Raw genomic sequence first — 18490 nt, forward strand, 5'->3', positions numbered from 1 at the left:
TTCCCTGAACCTGCTAGCAGACGCAGGCACAGACGCAAAGCAGCTCCTTTGAATTCGCTTCTTCGCTGGTTTGCGTCGAGGAATTCGGCTTCTCCGAATCCGCTTGTAGACGCAGACGCAAAGCAACTACGTTGAAACCTCTTACCTTGATATGGTGGAGCCTATCGGGATCGAACCGATGACCTCCTGCTTGCAAAGCAGGCGCTCTCCCAGCTGAGCTAAGGCCCCATCCAATGGGCCTAAGTGGACTTGAACCACCGACCTCACGCTTATCAGGCGTGCGCTCTGACCAGCTGAGCTATAGGCCCATATACACATTGCAAGGAACAATAAGTTCCCTCAAAACTAAACAAAACAGCAAGCGTCATTATAATCAAACCATTCGATTTTGTCAATAACATCCTTAGAAAGGAGGTGATCCAGCCGCACCTTCCGGTACGGCTACCTTGTTACGACTTCACCCCAATCACTTGCCCCACCTTCGGCGGCTGGCTCCCTTGCGGGTTGCCTCACCGACTTCGGGTGTTGCAAGCTCTCGTGGTGTGACGGGCGGTGTGTACAAGGCCCGGGAACGTATTCACCGCGGCATGCTGATCCGCGATTACTAGCGATTCCGGCTTCATGCAGGCGAGTTGCAGCCTGCAATCCGAACTGAGAGCGGCTTTTTGGGATTCGCTCCCCCTCGCGGGTTCGCAGCCCTTTGTACCGCCCATTGTAGCACGTGTGTAGCCCAGGTCATAAGGGGCATGATGATTTGACGTCATCCCCACCTTCCTCCGACTTGTCGCCGGCAGTCCCTCTAGAGTGCCCACCTTCGTGCTGGCAACTAGAGGCGAGGGTTGCGCTCGTTGCGGGACTTAACCCAACATCTCACGACACGAGCTGACGACAACCATGCACCACCTGTCACCCTGTCCCCCCGAAGGGGGAACGCCCAATCTCTTGGGTTGTCAGGGGATGTCAAGACCTGGTAAGGTTCTTCGCGTTGCTTCGAATTAAACCACATGCTCCACCGCTTGTGCGGGCCCCCGTCAATTCCTTTGAGTTTCAGCCTTGCGGCCGTACTCCCCAGGCGGAGTGCTTATCGCGTTAGCTGCAGCACTAAAGGGTGTGACCCCTCTAACACTTAGCACTCATCGTTTACGGCGTGGACTACCAGGGTATCTAATCCTGTTTGCTCCCCACGCTTTCGCGCCTCAGCGTCAGTTGCAGGCCAGAGAGCCGCCTTCGCCACTGGTGTTCCTCCACATCTCTACGCATTTCACCGCTACACGTGGAATTCCGCTCTCCTCTCCTGCACTCAAGTCCCCCAGTTTCCAATGACCCTCCACGGTTGAGCCGTGGGCTTTCACATCAGACTTAAGGAACCGCCTGCGCGCGCTTTACGCCCAATAATTCCGGACAACGCTCGCCCCCTACGTATTACCGCGGCTGCTGGCACGTAGTTAGCCGGGGCTTCCTCGTGAGGTACCGTCACCGCGCCGCCCTCTTCGAACGGCGCTCCTTCGTCCCTCACAACAGAGCTTTACGACCCGAAGGCCTTCTTCGCTCACGCGGCGTCGCTCCGTCAGGCTTTCGCCCATTGCGGAAGATTCCCTACTGCTGCCTCCCGTAGGAGTCTGGGCCGTGTCTCAGTCCCAGTGTGGCCGGTCACCCTCTCAGGCCGGCTACGCATCGTCGCCTTGGTGAGCCGTTACCTCACCAACTAGCTAATGCGCCGCGGGCCCATCCGCAAGTGACAGCCAAAGGCCGCCTTTCAACCAAAGACCATGCGGTCTTCGGTGTTATCCGGTATTAGCTCCGGTTTCCCGGAGTTATCCCGGTCTTGCGGGCAGGTTGCCCACGTGTTACTCACCCGTCCGCCGCTGACCAAATCAGAGCAAGCTCCGATTTGGTCCGCTCGACTTGCATGTATTAGGCACGCCGCCAGCGTTCGTCCTGAGCCAGGATCAAACTCTCCAAAGAAAGTTGATTGGCTTTTCGCATTGTCCAGCTTCGGCCCGCCGCCTCTCGGGGTCAAATAACCTTCGCCTTCGGGATTGTAAATCCCTGCAGGCGAAGAACATTTGCCCATCGCGGCGACCCGCGAGCCTCAGCTTTTCTTATGACGCTTGCGTTTTGTTTAGTTTTCAAGGAGCTTTTTCGCTGTCCCTTAATGATGACAGCTATTAAATAATAACCCATGGACAACGAAAAGTCAACAACTTTTTTATTTCTTTACCGTCACAAGCAATGTTGATTGTATCATGTGGATGTTGTTTAGGCAATAGTATTTTTTGGAACTGACACTGATCAACCTTGCACCATTTCCTCGATATATATGTCCCGCTGAACGCTTAGTGACAGCAACTGTCCGGTTTCGATGATCTTGACGATTGGCCGGGCTGGCTCGTCCGAAGGAATAAACATAACTTCAGCCATTTCGCCGTTGGAGAGTTTGACGACGGCTCCTGTTTGTAGGCCGATGAGATTGTTCACCAGCGCGGCGACAGCTTCTGTACTCAGTTTGCCGAACTGCTCCCTTTGCATCGTTTCAATGGCCCGAAACGGCGACTGTTTGCGACGGTATAACCGTTCTGAAGTCATGGCATGGTAGACATCAGCGACGGCAACGATCTGGCTGTAAGGGTGAATTCTTTCTGCTTTTACTCCGAGCGGGTAGCCGCTGCCGTCATTTCGTTCATGATGTTGCAACACAGCAAGTTTTGCCCCATGGTTTAGCGCAGGGATTTTTTGCACCATGCGGTAGCTGAAGACAGGGTGCTGCTTTACTTCATTGAACTCGGCTTCAGTGAGCGCTGACGGATTTGTCAAAATTCTCTTACTTACTTTCGCCATGCCACAGTCTGCTAGCACACCGGCAAGGGCGATTTGGTGGCATTCCCCTTCGCTGTATCCAAGCTGCATGGCCAAAAAGCCCGCGAGCAGCCCGACGCTGACGGCATGATGGTGCAAATATTCGTCCTTTGTTGCGTAATGATGCAACATAAGCAACTCCCGTTTTTGGCCCGCCATTCGTTCAAAAAGCGAAATGATGACCCCTCTGATTTCGCCGATATCAACCGGCAAACCGGCTTGCCACGATTGAAACCATGTTTTGTATCGTTGGACCGCCTCTAAGTAGAAGGCCATCGGCTGTTTGGCAACCGCCGTTGATGCGGAATCGACGTTGGGAAATGGTTCACCGTTAGCAAGCAATGGTTCAACGTCCACTTCCTCAACGAGGAATTTTTCAAGTACGAGTAGCAACGGTTTCGTGATCACGGTGTTTTTCGGTATAATTGGACGTTTCGTCTTGCCGAGCACATCTTCAGCGAGCACGCATCCTTCGCGAAGCTGGGAGCGTTTCACACGGACCATCGATTAGTGCCCCCTTTGTCTTTTTTTCTCTGTATTTCTATCGTAACATGATTTTGGCCGCGATGGCAGGCTTTTGAAACAGAAAAACGACGCCCCGCGCCTATAGGCGAAGCGCCGTTTCCGTTAGGCTGAATGATCTTCTTCTTTATTCCTCGTCCCTTTCTTCCTCAGGCACTTTCGCCACCGTAGCGACGCACTCATGCCCATCTTCGCCAGAGAGGCGAATGAGCTTAACGCCTTGGGCGATTCTTCCCGTCCGAGAAATATCGCTGACGGCAATGCGAATGAGCACGCCGCCGGTCGTGATCACCATGACGTCTTCATTGCCGACGACGGTTGTCACCGCAACGACAGGACCGTTTTTATCCGTGACGTTGCACGTTTTCAATCCTTTGCCCCCGCGGCTTTGCACGCGGTATTCCGAGGCCGGAGTGCGCTTGCCGAACCCTTTTTTCGTGACGACAAGCACATCATGATGGTCTTCTAAAATTTCCATGCCAACTACTTCATCCCCGTCATCAAGCGTGATCGCTTTGACTCCAGTCGCGCTGCGGCCCATCGCCCGCACGTCGGTTTCCGGAAAACGGATGAGCATGCCGTTTTTCGTACCGATGATCAAATGCTTTTTGCCATCCGTCAGCCGGACAGAAATCAGTTCATCCCCTTCGCGCAAATGGATGGCGATAAGCCCGTTGTTGCGAATATGGGCGAACGCTGAAAGCGGGGAACGTTTGGCAATTCCTTGCTTTGTCGCAAACACGAGGTAGCGTTCATCGCTAAACTCGCTTTCAATCGGAATCATGGCGTTGATCCACTCATCTTTATCGAGCTCAAGCAAGTTGATGATCGGCAGCCCTTTGGCTGTGCGGCCGAATTCCGGAATCTCGTAGCCTTTTGCCTGATATACTTTCCCTTTATTCGTGAAAAACAGCACGGTGTCATGAGTCGACGTAATGAGCAAATGTTCGACAAAATCGTCTTCCGCCGTATGCATGCCTTGCACGCCCCGTCCGCCGCGTTTTTGGCTCCGGTACGTCGATAAAGGCAAGCGCTTGATGTAGCCTTTATGAGTAAGCGTGATGACGACATGCTCTTGCGGAATTAAATCCTCGTCATCGAACTGCTCAACGGCTCCTGAAACGATTTCCGTGCGCCGCTCATCGTTGAACCGCTCCTTAATTTCGCTCAGTTCATCGCGAATGATTTGCAATACTTTCTCTTCGTCGGCCAATACGCCTCTCAGTTCTGCGATCAGACGGACAAGGTCTTGGTATTCTTGTTCGATTTTTTCCCGCTCAAGGCCGGTTAACCGTTGCAGGCGCATATCCAAAATCGCCTGCGCTTGCCGTTCACTGAGTGAGAACCGCGCCATCAGCCCTTCGCGCGCCGCCTCCGTTGTCTGTGAGCGGCGGATGAGGTCGATCACTTCATCCAAATGGTCAAGGGCGATGCGCAACCCTTCCAGAATGTGAGCACGCGCCTCGGCTTTTTTCAGCTCAAACGCCGTCCGCCGGCGGATGACGGTTTTTTGATGGTTTAAATAATGCTCCAAACACTCTTTTAAGTTCAGCACTTTCGGCTCGCCGTTTACCAAAGCAAGCATGTTGATGCCAAAACTCGTTTGCAATGCCGTATGTTTGTACAAATTGTTCAACACAACCTTCGCGTTGGCATCGCGCCGCACTTCGATAACGATGCGCATGCCGCTCCGATCCGACTCGTCGCGCAAGTCGGTGATGCCGTCAATTTTTTTGTCGCGCACAAGTTCGGCGATCCGCTCGATCAGTTTCGCCTTGTTTACTTGGTAAGGTAGCTCGGTCACAATGATCGTTTCCTTGCCGTTTGGCTGCTGCTCGATTTCGGCCTTGGCGCGCAATGTAATGGAGCCGCGACCCGTTTCGTACGCCTTGCGGATGCCGCTGCGGCCGATAATTTGTCCAGCGGTTGGAAAGTCAGGTCCTGGGATGTATTCCATCAAATCGGCAACCGTCATCTCCGGATTTTGGCTTAATGCCAACAAGGCATCAATCACTTCGCCAAGCTGGTGCGGCGGAATGTTCGTCGCCATTCCGACAGCGATGCCGGATGAACCGTTGACAAGCAAATTAGGAAACCGGGACGGCAGCACGACCGGTTCTTTTTCCGAACCGTCATAGTTGTCTTGATAGTCAATCGTGTCTTTGTTGATATCACGCAAAAGCTCCATGGCGATTTTCGACATGCGCGCTTCCGTGTAGCGCATCGCTGCTGCCGCGTCGCCGTCAATCGATCCGAAGTTGCCATGTCCGTCGACAAGCATGTAGCGGTAGTTGAAATCTTGCGCCATGCGCACCATCGTGTCATACACGGCGGCATCCCCGTGCGGATGATATTTCCCGATCACTTCGCCGACGATGCGAGCCGACTTTTTATACGGTTTATCGGCAGTCATGCCGAGGTCGTGCATGGCATATAAAATGCGGCGATGCACCGGCTTCAGCCCGTCGCGCACGTCCGGCAGGGCGCGCGAAACGATGACGCTCATCGCATAGTCAAGAAACGAAGAACGCATTTCCTGGCTGATGTTCACTTCGCGGATGCGCGGTTGTTCGTGTTCTGCCATTCGTTCAAACCTCCCTTTGAAACCTCCTCCAGTCCGGACCGCCTGGCCAGGCGGACGCGGACGGACGGCGGGCGCCGCTTCGCTCGCGCGCCGGGTGTCCCCGTCGGCAAGGTGAAGCGAGGAGGGCGGCTGATTCCCTCTTTTTTTATCCTAAATGTCCAAGTTTTTCACATAACGGGCATTTTCTTCGATGAACTGGCGGCGCGGCTCAACTTTATCGCCCATTAAAATTTCAAACGTTTCATCTGCGTCAATGGCGTCTTGCAAGCTCACTTGCAGCAACGTTCTCGTTTCCGGATTCATCGTCGTTTCCCAAAGTTGCTCCGGATTCATTTCGCCCAGTCCTTTATAGCGTTGAATCGTCGGTTTTGGCTGGTCCGGCAGCTCAGCAAGGATTTTCTCAAGCTGGCGGTCGTTGTAAGCATAACGCACCTGTTTTCCCTGCTCGATTTTATACAGCGGCGGCTGAGCGATATAAATGTAGCCGTGTTCAATCAATTCCCGCATATAACGGTAAAAAAATGTTAAAAGAAGCGTGCGAATATGGGCCCCGTCAACATCGGCGTCGGTCATAATGATGACCTTATGGTAACGCGCCTTTGAGATGTCAAACTCTTCGCCAATGCCCGTGCCAAGGGCGGTAATAATCGCCCGCACCTCATTGTTCGACAAAATTTTGTCCAAGCGCGCTTTTTCCACGTTAAGGATTTTCCCGCGCAGCGGCAAAATCGCTTGGAAATGGCGGTCGCGCCCTTGTTTCGCGGAGCCGCCGGCCGAATCGCCCTCGACGACATACAGCTCGCTGATCGACGGGTCTCTTGACGAACAGTCAGCCAGTTTGCCCGGCAAATTGGAAATTTCAAGCGCACTTTTGCGCCGCGTCAGTTCGCGCGCTTTTTTCGCCGCCAGCCGCGCCCGCGCCGCCATCATGCCTTTTTCGACGATTTTTCGGGCAATCGTCGGATTTTCAAGCAAAAACGTTTCAAATTGTTCGGAAAAGACAGCGTCGGTCACCGTGCGCGCATCGCTGTTGCCGAGCTTCGTTTTCGTTTGCCCTTCAAACTGCGGCGATGGATGCTTGATCGACACGATGGCCGTCAGCCCTTCGCGCACATCTTCGCCAGTCAAATTCGTGTCGTTTTCTTTAAAAATTTGCTGCTTGCGAGCGTAATCATTGATAATGCGCGTCAGCGCCATTTTAAAGCCAGATTCATGTGTGCCGCCTTCATGCGTATGAATGTTGTTGACAAACGAATAAATATTGCTCGTATAGCCGTCGTTGTACTGCAAGGCGATTTCTACGGCAATGCCGTCACGCTCGCCAGCGATATAAATTGGCTCTTCGTGCAGCACTTCTCGTGTTCGGTTCAAATGACGGACGTATGAACGAATGCCGCCTTCGTAAACATATTCGTTTTTTCGGCTGTCAACCCGTTCGTCCGTCAGCGTGATTTTTAAGCCGCGATTTAGAAAGGCGAGCTCACGCAACCGAGTGGCCAGCGTTTCATAGTCAAATTCGGTCGTCTCAGTGAAAATTTCCGGGTCCGGCTTAAAACGGGTCGTCGTTCCGGTCCGGTCTGTCTCGCCGATGACTTGCAAGTCGGTGCACGGTTCTCCGCGCTCGTACCGCTGGTAATGGATTTTTCCATCCCGATAGACGTAAACTTCGAGCCATTCCGATAAGGCGTTGACGACCGAAGCGCCAACGCCGTGCAAGCCGCCGGACACTTTATAGCCCCCTCCGCCAAATTTCCCACCGGCATGAAGGACGGTCATAATGACTTCGACGGCGGGACGCCCGGTCGCCTCGTGAATGTCAACCGGAATGCCACGCCCGTTGTCGGCGACGGTGATGCTGTTGTCTTTGCCGATCGTCACATCGATGTTTGTGCAATAGCCCGCCAACGCCTCGTCGATGCTGTTGTCGACGATTTCCCAAACGAGATGGTGCAGTCCTTTCGGCCCCGTCGAGCCGATGTACATCCCCGGGCGCTTGCGGACCGCTTCAAGGCCTTCAAGCACTTGGATTTGGCTTGCATCGTACGTCTGCTCAACCCGTTGTTCCATTGTCATGCCTGATCACCTACGCTTTCTTTGCAAACGTTCAACGGTCTCGCGGTCAAGAAGGAGCGGTTACCGAACCAGAATGGACTCGATAAATAGCCGCTTCTTGAATGATATCGTGCTTAATGCCGTCAATGCTTGTTGTTGTGACAAAAGTTTGCACTTTTTTCCGGATGGCATCAAGGAGGTGGGTTTGCCGAAAGTCATCAAGTTCTGACAACACATCATCCAGCAATAAAATGGGGTAATCGCCTAACTCGGAAAAGATGAGCTCAAGTTCTGCCAGCTTGACCGCTAGCGCGGTTGTACGTTGTTGCCCCTGGGAACCGAAAGTTTGCACGTTTTTTCCATTCACGAAAAACGCGATGTCATCACGATGCGGGCCGACCAGCGTTGTTCCCCGCTGAACTTCCCGTTCCCTCATGGCGGCGAACGTTTCACTGTATGCTTCTACTATTCTCGACAATTCCGCCTTTTCTGATACGTCGACCGACGGTTCGTATCGGATGCAAAGCTGTTCGGCGCCGCGGCTGATTTCATAGTGGATTGGCATCGCCCATTGCTCAAGCAGCGACAAAAACTGGCGGCGCCGCAGCGTAATTTTGGCCGCCAGCAATACAAGCTGCTCAGTTAACACATCAAGAACCGCCTCATCGCTCCGCTCGCGCGCCTGCATCATTTTTAAGTAATGATTGCGTTGTTGCAGCAGCTTTTGGTATTGGCTCAAATCATGTATATACACAGGCGACACTTGCCCGATTTCCATATCGACAAATCGGCGCCGCACTTGCGGACTTCCCTTGACTAAATTCAAGTCTTCGGGAGCAAACATGACGACATTCAAATGGCCGACGTATTGGCTGAGCCGCTGCTGTTCAATATGGTTGCATCTTGCTTTTTTTCCTTTTTTTGAAATAAGCAACTCAAGCGTTAACGACCCGCTTCGTTTTTCCGCTCTTCCTTCTATTTTAGCATACTCTTCATTCCAACGGATAAGGTCTTTATCGTTGGACGTGCGGTGCGACTTCGCCATAGCCAAAACATAAATGGCCTCCATCATGTTCGTCTTTCCTTGGGCATTTTCTCCTAAGATGACGTTCACGCCCTCACCAAAATTCAGCGTTTCATACTCATAATTCCGGTAATTCGTCAACGTTAAGTTGGTCAAAAACACCGAACCTTCACCTACTCCGCTTTTACGACGACGAACGTGCCAAACGGTTCAATGTCGATCCGGTCGCCGTCTCTCAGCTTTCGCCCGCGCCGGTTTTCCCGTTCTCCATTGACAAGCACGTGATGTTCCTGCAAAAACCATTTGGCCGCACCGCCAGTATCGATCAATCGCACAAGTTTCAAAAGCTGCCCCAGCGTAATCGTTTCCGTTGTAATCGTCACCCGTTGTTCCATCCGTGTCATCGCTCGCTTTCCTTCAAACTGCCTATTCTTTTATTTTACCGAAAAATCCGCCCACTCGCAAAGAAAGCCGATGGGAAGGATGGGCATAGATGTTGCCCGCCTTCTCATCGGACTTGAGAAAAAGCAGCGTTGTCGGGCGGCTTTTGCCCTTGAAGCTGAATGGTTTTCGCCAATAGGAGGGCGGTGGGTCAATATGTTCTCACCGGCAAAATGAGCTGAAGCATCGAATCGGTATGAAGCGGGCGCAACAGGAACGGCCGCATGGCCCCAGTGAAGCTGATTTGAATGTCTGTTCCATCAAGCGCCCGCAACGCGTCCATCATATATTTCGCGCTGAACGAAATGTTCAACTCTTCCCCTTCAAGAGACTCCGTTTGCAGCTGCTCCGTCACTTTCCCGATCTCCGGAGAAATCGAAGAAATTTCGAGCATTCCTCCAGGAAGCGTCGTTAGTTTCACAACGTTGTTCCTTCCTTCTCGAGCAAGCAAGGACGCTCGGTCGATTGCCTGCAGAAACTCTTTTGTATTGACGATCATGGTCGTTTTGCTTTCTGTTGGAATCAAGCGGGCCGTCTCCGGATAGTTGCCGTCAAGCAGCCGGGAAAAGAAGAGAAGGTGCTCGGCCTTAAATAGCACTTGATTGGCTGTCATGACGATGTCCACCGGGTGGTTGCCGTCATCCAAAATTTTGCTGAGCTCATTAAGACTTTTTCCAGGGATGACGACGTTGTATGATACTTCATTTTCCGACTCAATTTTCACTTTGCGCATGGCTAAGCGATGACTGTCGGTCGCTGTGCAGACAAGCTCGCCATGTTCAACTTTCCAGTTGACACCTGTCAAGATTGGGCGCGTTTCCGATGTAGAAACGGCGAACACCGTTTGCCGAATCACGGTTTTCAATAAATCAGCCGGGATTTGAAACACGTTTTCTTCTTCAATTTGCGGCAGGCGCGGATATTCGTCGGCGTTTAGCCCATTGAGGCGGAATTCTGAGTGCCCCGAGCGGATGATCGTCAAAAAGTTGTCTTCCGTTTCGATTTCCACCGTTTGTTGCGGCAGTTTTTTCACGATTTCAGAGAAAAAGCGCGCCTGCAGTACGATGCTCCCCGGTCTTTTCACGTCAACGAGCAACTTGCCTTCTTTTTCAAGCGGAATAAACGATTCAATTGAAATGTCGGAATCGCTTCCGGTCAGCGTTACTCCCGAGGCGGTTGCTGTTAGTTTGATTCCGGTCAAAATCGGAATCGTCGTTCTTGTCGATACGGCTTTCATCACGTCTTGGACGCTCTTGGCCAACGCTTCGCGGTCAATGGAAATGTTCACGTTGCTGTTCCTCCCCGTTTCTTTAGATCGTCGGAAATAAATTATAAAAATATAAAAACAAAAACCGTAGTACTAGTCGTATGGCTTGTTAGTATGTGGATAAACAAAAAAAGCGAAGCAAGCACAGCCTGTCCACATGTGGATAAGCTGTGCATAAAACCGAGACAGTTGTTCACAGTTGCTTCAGCTTTTCTTGAATCTCTTGTATATGCCTTTGCAGCTGCGTATCGGTTTGCAAAAGCTTTGATATTTTTTCATGGGCGTGGATGACGGTTGTATGATCGCGTCCCCCAAATTCATCGCCGATTTTCGGCAACGAACAGTCGGTCAGTTCGCGGGAGAGATACATGGCAATTTGCCGAGGGAACGCGACCGATTTTGTTCGCTTTTTCGCTTTAAAATCTTCCATCTTGATGTTGAAATGCTGTCCAACAACGCGCTGAATGTCTTGAATCGTGATTACCTTCGGCTTTGCGCTCGGGATGATGTCTTTCAATGCCTCTGCTGCCAAGTCAGCGGTGATCTCTTTGTTGATGAGCGACGAATAAGCGACGACGCGAATGAGAGCGCCCTCAAGCTCGCGGATGTTCGAGTCAATTTGATTGGCGATATAAAGCATTACCTCGTTTGGAATGTCAAACCCCTCCGCCTTCGCCTTTTTGCGGAGGATAGCGATCCGCGTCTCCAAATCAGGCGGCGTAATGTCGGTGATGAGCCCCCACTCAAAGCGCGAACGCAAGCGGTCTTCGAGTGTTGGGATTTCTTTCGGCGGTCGATCGCTTGAGATGACGATTTGCTTGCTCTCCTCGTGCAGCGTATTAAACGTATGGAAAAATTCTTCTTGCGTTTGTTCTTTTCCGGCCAAAAACTGAATATCATCGATCAGTAGGACGTCAACGTTCCGATACTTGTTGCGAAAGTCGTCAGGGCGGTTGTCTCGGATGGCGTTAATAAACTCATTCGTAAATTTCTCTGAAGATAAATAGACCACTTTCGCCGATGGGTTATGTTCAATCACGTAATGGCCGATCGCGTGCATTAAGTGTGTTTTTCCAAGTCCGACGCCGCCATAGATAAACAAGGGGTTGTATGCTTTGGCCGGAGCCTCAGCGACCGCCAGTGAAGCGGCATGGGCGAACCGGTTGCCGGAGCCGATGACAAACGTATCGAACGTGTATTTCGGATTTAACATGCTTTGTGGGAAATCGTTTGTCTCTTCATACGGTTTCCGTTGCTTTTTCTTAGATGACTGGAACTCTAGTTCTTCATCATCCTGATTTGGCGGAATGATAAACTTGACGGCCAATTCTTCGCCCGTGATGGTGTAGATCGTTTCCGCAATCAAATGAGAGTAGCGAGAATCAAGCCAATCTCTAGCAAACTCGTTCGGGGCTACGATGACGAGCGTGTCACCTCGTAAAGAGTGGGCTTTTGTTGACTTGAGCCAAGTTTCAAAGCTCGGCTTGCTGATTTTTTGTTCAATCTCCGCGAGCACGCGATCCCATAAGTCATGGATATTTTCCACCCGTTGCCCCTCCCTTAAGTCAGAGGATGATCGTTTGTTTAAAAAAATAAGTTTGTGGAAAAAGCATATTAAGGAAATAAAGAAGCTTTTCGACAAAATCCACCATCTGTGGGTAACATTATTAACGCGTTGTGAAAAAACTATCCACAATCTATCCACAAAATGTGGATAGACTCCTCTTATCCACATAATTATCCATAGTGAAAACACAATAATAATAGCAAATAAAGCGGCTTGTTGCAACGGGATTTTTTTGATTATCCACAAAATGGACGGGATGTGAAAAAATCATTATCCACACCATTGAACATGTGAAAAAAATGTCGATAAATGTTGTGGATTGTTGATAGGGAGAAAAAATTTATCCACAGCGCTGATCAGAGTTGGAAAAACGAAGAGGCGGTTGACATTTGCTAAGATTGTTCAATATAATGAGAAAGACTGCCCGTAACTGTTATTCCCTAGGGAGGTGTCATAGATGAAACGGACGTATCAACCGAATAGACGGAAACGAAGCAAAGTGCACGGATTCCGCGCGCGCATGAGCACGAGAAACGGCAGAAAAGTGTTGGCGCGCCGCCGCCGCAAAGGAAGAAAAGTTTTGTCTGCATAATAGGCCACTGAAGTTTCAGTGGTCTTTTTTCTCAATATTTTGCCGCCGGGAAATTAGGCAAATGGAGTGTTTGGGGAGAATGAAAAAAAAGTATCGGATCAAGAAAAACGAAGAGTTCCAGGAAGTGTTTCAGAGGGGCGCTTCAACGGCCAACCGCCAGTTTGTCATCTACACGCTTGACCGCCCGGAGCAGCCTTATTTTCGCATCGGGCTGTCTGTCAGCAAAAAACTTGGCAAGGCTGTCGTCCGAAATCGAATCAAGCGCTACATCCGCCAATGCTTCCTCGAATTGAAAGAGGAGATTGCCCCTGGCAAAGACTATGTCGTTATCGCTAGGCAGCCGGTGGCGGAGATGAATTATGCGGAAGTAAAAAAAAGTTTAATCCATGTGCTCCGGAAATCCGGAGGGCTGAAAAAAGGAGGCCAACCGTCGCATTCGGCTTGAAAAAATGCTCCACGCGGCAAAAAAAATGGTAAAATACATACGTGAACTTGTATATGTGGGAGGAAAAAGAAGGTGAAAAGGCGAATCAGATTCATCATTTTGTTCGGTGCGTTAGCGGCTGTGCTGGCCGGATGCACGGAAATTCACAAACCGATCACCCCGGAAAGCAAGGGGTTTTGGAACGAGTATATCGTTTATCCGCTTTCTTGGCTGATCAAATATGTCGCCGGGCTGCTCGGCGGAAGCTTTGGGTTGTCCATCATTGTCGTCACCATTTTGATCCGCTTATTGATTTTGCCGCTGATGATTCAACAGACGCGCAACGCGAAGGCGATGCAAGCGCTTCAGCCGGAAATTGAAGCGCTCCGCAAAAAATACAGCTCAAAAGACGCGCAAACTCAACAAAAGCTCCAGCAAGAGATGATGCTCTTATTCCAAAAGCACGGCGTCAACCCAATGGCCGGCTGCTTCCCGATTTTGATCCAGATGCCGATTTTAATTGGATTTTACCATGCCATCATGCGGACGAGAGAAATTGCCCAACATAATTTTTTATGGTTTGACCTTGGCGAAAAAGACCCGTACTACATTTTGCCGGTCATTGCCGGCGTGACGACGTTCATCCAGCAGAAAATCATGATGGCCGGCTCCGCTCAGCAAAATCCACAAATGGCGATGATGCTTTGGATGATGCCGATTATGATCGTCATTTTCGCGATCAACTTCCCAGCTGCTTTGTCGCTTTACTGGGTCGTCGGAAATATTTTCTCCATTGTGCAAACGTATCTCATTAAAGGGCCGGAGATTGCCGCCCATTCAGGAGGAGCGAAAAAGTGAAAGAAGTGACCGCGACTGCCCGGACAGTCGAAGAGGCGGTGCAGTTGGCGCTCGCGCAGCTTGGCGTGCCTCGAGAGCGTGCGGTTATTGTTGTGCTCGATGAAGGGAAAAGAGGTTGGTTTGGCTTGTTTGGCGGCCGGCCGGCGGTTGTGAAAGCCGTGCTGAAAATCGACCCGGTTGAGGAGACGGTTCGCTTTTTGCAGCAAGTCATCGCGCAAATGGGGGCGGAAGGGGCAAGCATCGAAGCCGTCCGCCGCGGCAAGCAGGTGACGCTTCATGTGCACGGGGGGCCGGTCGGTCTATTGATCGGCAAGCACGGGCAAACGTTAAACGCTCTTCAGTTTTTGGCGCAGCTCGTCGCCAACCGCCATGCTGACGAATACGTGTCGATTGCCGTCGATGTCGAAAATTACCGCGAACGAAGGGAAAAGGCGCTGATCGAACTGGCGCACAAGCTGGCCGCCCGGGCGGTGAAGACGGGAAAAGAAGTAAGGTTGGAGCCGTTGCCGGCGCATGAACGGAAGATCATCCATGCAGCGCTGGCTGACAACAAGCACGTCTTGACCTATTCCGTTGGCGTTGATCCGCACCGTTCGATTGTCGTCGCTCCGAAAACAGGCAAAATGTCGCCGAAAAAAGAGGCGCCTCGCTAAACTGTAGAGAGGCGGCCTCTTTTTTTACGGTATTGGCGCCGCCTGGAAGATTGGCGATGGAAATGGGGGAACGCTCCAGCAAGAGCTTCTTCAAATGGGGAAACAGCGCAGCAACGGTCTTTTTTGCCTATCCGTCCAGATGATTGTGAAGCAATCACTAGTTTCCACCAACTTTTTTTTTGACGGCCGCCGCTTATATTTTTCAACAACCGCGTTGAGCGCGCCGTATTGTTATTCACATGTGGATAAGTTAAAATTGAACTAAGTGAATATGCACAAGGAAAAAAAGCGGCCAAAACGGGCTGTGGATATAGAGAAAGCGGAGCAAAGAGAGGTGAACAGCTTTGACGGAATTTGATACGATCGCCGCCATTTCGACGCCGATGGGCGAAGGGGCGATTGCCATCGTTCGGTTGAGCGGAGATCAAGCGGTTGAGATCGCTGACCGGCTTTTCCGCAGCCCGAGCGGAAAGCGGCTCAAAGACGTTCCATCACACACGATCCACTACGGGCATATCATCGATCCGAAAAGCGGACGGGTCGTTGAAGAAGTAATGGTATCAGTTATGCGCGCACCGAAGACGTTTACGCGCGAGGACGTGGTCGAGATCAACTGCCATGGCGGGTTTGTTTCCGTCAATCGGGTGCTGCAGCTCGTGCTGGCAAACGGGGCGCGGCTCGCCGAGCCGGGGGAGTTTACGAAGCGGGCGTTTTTAAATGGGCGCATCGATTTATCTCAAGCTGAGGCAGTCATCGACCTGATCCGCGCCAAAACCGACCGAGCGATGAACGTCGCCCTACAGCAAATGGAAGGGCGCCTGTCAAAATTGATTCGCGAGTTGCGGCAGACGATTTTGGAGACGCTGGCACATGTTGAAGTCAATATCGATTATCCGGAATACGATGATGTCGAAGAAATGACGCCGCGCCTTTTGCGGGAAAAGGCGGAATATGTGCGCGGGCAAATTGAAAAGCTGCTGTCGACCGCCGCGCAAGGAAAAATATTGCGCGAAGGGCTGGCAACGGTCATCATCGGGCGGCCGAACGTCGGCAAATCGTCGCTTTTGAATGCGCTCGCCCATGAAAATCGGGCGATCGTCACCGATATTCCGGGGACGACGCGCGACGTCATCGAGGAATATGTCAACGTCCGGGGCGTACCGCTTCGCTTGATCGATACGGCTGGCATCCGCGAAACCGAAGATGTCGTCGAACGGATCGGCGTCGAGCGCTCGCAGCAAATGTTGAAGCGGGCCGACTTAATTTTGCTCGTTTTGAATTATCATGAACCGCTGACGGAAGAGGACGAGCGGCTGTTTGCCATGATCGAGGGAATGGACGCCATCGTCATTGTGAATAAAACCGATTTGCCCCGGCGGATCGATATGGAGCGGGTCAAGGAGCTGGCGGCCGGCCGGCCGGTCGTGGGGACATCCCTGTTGCATGAACAAGGAATTGATGAACTGGAGAAGGCGATTGCTGACCTGTTTTTTGGGGGTGAGCTGGAAGCCGGCGATTTGACGTACGTTTCAAACTCTCGCCATATCGCCTTGCTCGAGCAGGCGAAAACAGCGATCGAGGATGCCTTGGCCGGCATTGACGCCGGCATGCCGATTGATCTCGTCCAAATCGATTTGCGCCGGGCATGGGAGTTGCTTGGCGAAATCATTGGTGATACGGTCCATGAAAGCTTGATTGATCAGCTGTTTGCTCAGTTTTGTTTAGGAAAATAAGCGAGGAGGAAATGCCATATGGATTACCATGGAGGAACGTATGACGTCATTGTCGTTGGCGCTGGCCATGCCGGCTGCGAAGCGGCATTAGCTTCGGCGCGCATCGGGGCGAAGACGCTTGTCATTACGCTCAACCTCGATATGATCGCGTTCATGCCGTGCAACCCGTCGATCGGCGGCCCGGCGAAAGGAATCGTCGTGCGCGAAATCGACGCTCTCGGCGGGGAAATGGCAAAAAACATTGACAAAACATACATTCAAATGCGGATGCTAAACACCGGCAAAGGGCCAGCCGTCCGCGCGCTTCGGGCGCAAGCCGATAAAGTGCTGTACCAGCGGGAAATGAAAAAAACACTCGAAAATCAAGAAAATTTGACGCTTCTGCAAGGAAAAGTCGAGCGGCTGATCGTCGAAGACGGCGTTTGCAAAGGTGTCATCACTCACACGGGGGCGCATTATTACGCCAAGGCGGTCGTCATTACGACCGGGACGTTTTTGCGCGGGGAAATCATCATCGGAGACATTAAATATTCGAGCGGCCCGAACAACCAGCAACCGTCGATTAAGCTGTCCGAGCATTTAGAAGAGCTTGGGTTTGAGCTTGTTCGCTTCAAAACGGGCACGCCGCCGCGCGTCAACAGCCGGACGATCGACTACAGCAAAACGGAAATTCAGCCGGGAGACAAGGAGCCGCGCGCGTTTTCGTACGAGACGACAAAATACATCACTGATCAGCTGCCGTGCTGGCTGACGTACACGACGGAGGAAACACACCGCATCATCGATGAAAACTTGCACTTGTCGCCGATGTACTCCGGCATGATCAAAGGAACCGGGCCGCGCTATTGCCCATCGATCGAGGATAAAGTCGTCCGGTTCCACGATAAGCCGCGCCATCAAATTTTCCTCGAGCCGGAAGGGCGGGAAACAGAAGAAGTGTACGTGCAAGGGTTGTCAACAAGTTTGCCGGAACATATCCAGCGCAAGCTGCTCGAGACGATCCCGGGACTTGAGAAGGCGCAGCTCATGCGGGCTGGCTATGCGATCGAGTATGATGCCATCGTGCCGACGCAGCTATGGCCGACGCTCGAGACGAAGCTTGTGAAAAACTTGTATACCGCAGGGCAAATCAACGGCACGTCCGGCTATGAAGAAGCGGCGGGCCAAGGCATTATGGCCGGCATTAACGCCGCCCACCGTGCGCTCGGCCGCGAAGAAATCATTTTAAGCCGTTCGGATGCCTATATCGGCGTTTTAATCGACGACTTGGTGACGAAAGGGACGAATGAGCCGTACCGCCTGCTGACGTCGCGTGCCGAGTACCGGCTTTTGCTTCGCCATGACAACGCCGATTTGCGCCTGACCGAGCTCGGCTATCGGATCGGTCTCATTTCCGAAGAGCGGTATCAAAAATTTTTGGCGAAAAAAGAGGCGATCGAACGAGAGAAAAAGCGGCTGCAAACGGTGATCATCAAACCGACGCCAAAAGTGCAGGAAGTCATCCGTGAAGCGGGTGGAAGCGAGCTGAAAGACGGCATTCGCGCCGCCGATTTGCTCCGACGCCCGGAGATGACGTACGAGCACATCCGAAAACTGGCGCCGGCTGACGAGGAGATCGCTCCGGAAGTGGCTGAGCAAGTCGAAATTCAAATCAAGTACGAGGGCTACATCCAAAAATCGTTGCAAGAAGTCGAACGGCTCAAAAAAATGGAAAACAAAAAAATCCCGGAAGATATCGATTACGACGCCATCCAAGGGCTTGCAACCGAGGCGCGGCAAAAGCTCAAACAAGTGCGCCCGCTTTCGATCGCCCAGGCGTCGCGCATTTCCGGCGTCAATCCGGCCGATATTTCGATATTATTAGTGTATTTGGAACAAGGAAGAATCGCGCGCGTGTCGAATGAATAAACAATGAGG

General features: G+C 51.9%; 13 protein-coding genes, 2 tRNA genes and 1 rRNA gene. 6 read left to right on the plus strand and 10 right to left on the minus strand.

The window, feature by feature from the left end; translation table 11 throughout:
• Nucleotides 1-152: 152 nt before the first annotated feature.
• The 10 genes from ACVX3G_RS02725 to dnaA all read right to left on the minus strand — a co-directional run bounded on the left by ACVX3G_RS02725 (nucleotide 153) and on the right by dnaA (nucleotide 12292).
• A tRNA-Ala gene (locus ACVX3G_RS02725) sits at nucleotides 153-228 on the minus strand.
• A 6-nt stretch (nucleotides 229-234) separates the two neighbouring features.
• Nucleotides 235-308, minus strand: a tRNA-Ile gene (locus ACVX3G_RS02730).
• 99 nt (nucleotides 309-407) lie between these two features.
• Nucleotides 408-1965: ribosomal RNA gene (locus tag ACVX3G_RS02735) — 16S ribosomal RNA — on the minus strand.
• Nucleotides 1966-2292: 327 nt separating this feature from the next.
• Complete coding sequence (locus tag ACVX3G_RS02740) at nucleotides 2293-3360, minus strand: HD-GYP domain-containing protein (protein ID WP_014194554.1); 1068 nt, start codon at nucleotides 3358-3360, stop codon at nucleotides 2293-2295.
• A gap of 145 nt (nucleotides 3361-3505) precedes the next feature.
• Nucleotides 3506-5962 carry a DNA gyrase subunit A gene (gene gyrA / locus ACVX3G_RS02745; RefSeq protein WP_011229522.1) on the minus strand — a complete coding sequence of 819 codons (2457 nt, stop codon included), beginning with the start codon at nucleotides 5960-5962 and terminating at the stop codon, nucleotides 3506-3508.
• Between the two features lie 150 nt (nucleotides 5963-6112).
• Nucleotides 6113-8035 (minus strand): DNA topoisomerase (ATP-hydrolyzing) subunit B, encoded by a 1923-nt coding sequence (gene gyrB / locus ACVX3G_RS02750; protein ID WP_014194553.1) that lies wholly within the window; start codon nucleotides 8033-8035, stop codon nucleotides 6113-6115.
• Between the two features lie 46 nt (nucleotides 8036-8081).
• On the minus strand, nucleotides 8082-9200 hold the full coding sequence (recF, locus tag ACVX3G_RS02755) for a DNA replication/repair protein RecF (protein WP_011229520.1): 1119 nt from the start codon (nucleotides 9198-9200) through the stop codon (nucleotides 8082-8084).
• 11 nt (nucleotides 9201-9211) lie between these two features.
• The gene (gene yaaA / locus ACVX3G_RS02760) at nucleotides 9212-9442 is read right to left on the minus strand and encodes a S4 domain-containing protein YaaA (protein ID WP_012820418.1); all 231 of its coding nucleotides are present in this window, start codon (nucleotides 9440-9442) and stop codon (nucleotides 9212-9214) included.
• 188 nt (nucleotides 9443-9630) lie between these two features.
• On the minus strand, nucleotides 9631-10767 hold the full coding sequence (dnaN, locus tag ACVX3G_RS02765) for a DNA polymerase III subunit beta (RefSeq protein ID WP_011229518.1): 1137 nt from the start codon (nucleotides 10765-10767) through the stop codon (nucleotides 9631-9633).
• Nucleotides 10768-10939: 172 nt separating this feature from the next.
• Complete coding sequence (gene dnaA, locus ACVX3G_RS02770; protein WP_011229517.1) at nucleotides 10940-12292, minus strand: chromosomal replication initiator protein DnaA; 1353 nt, start codon at nucleotides 12290-12292, stop codon at nucleotides 10940-10942.
• Between the two features lie 478 nt (nucleotides 12293-12770).
• Here dnaA and rpmH point away from each other — a divergent pair, with 478 nt between their 5' ends.
• The 6 genes from rpmH to mnmG all read left to right on the plus strand — a co-directional run bounded on the left by rpmH (nucleotide 12771) and on the right by mnmG (nucleotide 18481).
• Nucleotides 12771-12905, plus strand: a complete 135-nt coding sequence (rpmH, locus tag ACVX3G_RS02775) for a 50S ribosomal protein L34 (protein WP_003253900.1) — start codon at nucleotides 12771-12773, stop codon at nucleotides 12903-12905.
• Between the two features lie 79 nt (nucleotides 12906-12984).
• Entirely contained in the window at nucleotides 12985-13350 is a 366-nt protein-coding gene (rnpA, locus tag ACVX3G_RS02780; protein WP_011232960.1) for a ribonuclease P protein component, read from the plus strand.
• Nucleotides 13351-13422: 72 nt separating this feature from the next.
• Nucleotides 13423-14187: a YidC family membrane integrase SpoIIIJ gene (spoIIIJ, locus tag ACVX3G_RS02785; protein ID WP_011232959.1), complete on the plus strand. Its 765-nt coding sequence runs from the start codon at nucleotides 13423-13425 to the stop codon at nucleotides 14185-14187.
• Nucleotides 14184-14840 carry an RNA-binding cell elongation regulator Jag/EloR gene (gene jag / locus ACVX3G_RS02790; protein WP_011232958.1) on the plus strand — a complete coding sequence of 219 codons (657 nt, stop codon included), beginning with the start codon at nucleotides 14184-14186 and terminating at the stop codon, nucleotides 14838-14840. The genes spoIIIJ and jag overlap by 4 nt, the downstream gene beginning before the upstream one ends.
• Nucleotides 14841-15184: 344 nt before the next feature.
• Nucleotides 15185-16573, plus strand: a complete 1389-nt coding sequence (mnmE, locus tag ACVX3G_RS02795) for a tRNA uridine-5-carboxymethylaminomethyl(34) synthesis GTPase MnmE (protein WP_014197035.1) — start codon at nucleotides 15185-15187, stop codon at nucleotides 16571-16573.
• A gap of 18 nt (nucleotides 16574-16591) precedes the next feature.
• Nucleotides 16592-18481, plus strand: a complete 1890-nt coding sequence (gene mnmG, locus ACVX3G_RS02800) for a tRNA uridine-5-carboxymethylaminomethyl(34) synthesis enzyme MnmG (RefSeq protein ID WP_011232956.1) — start codon at nucleotides 16592-16594, stop codon at nucleotides 18479-18481.
• Nucleotides 18482-18490: the final 9 nt, after the last annotated feature.

The sequence above is a fragment of the Geobacillus sp. PLS 41 genome (assembly GCF_056494105.1).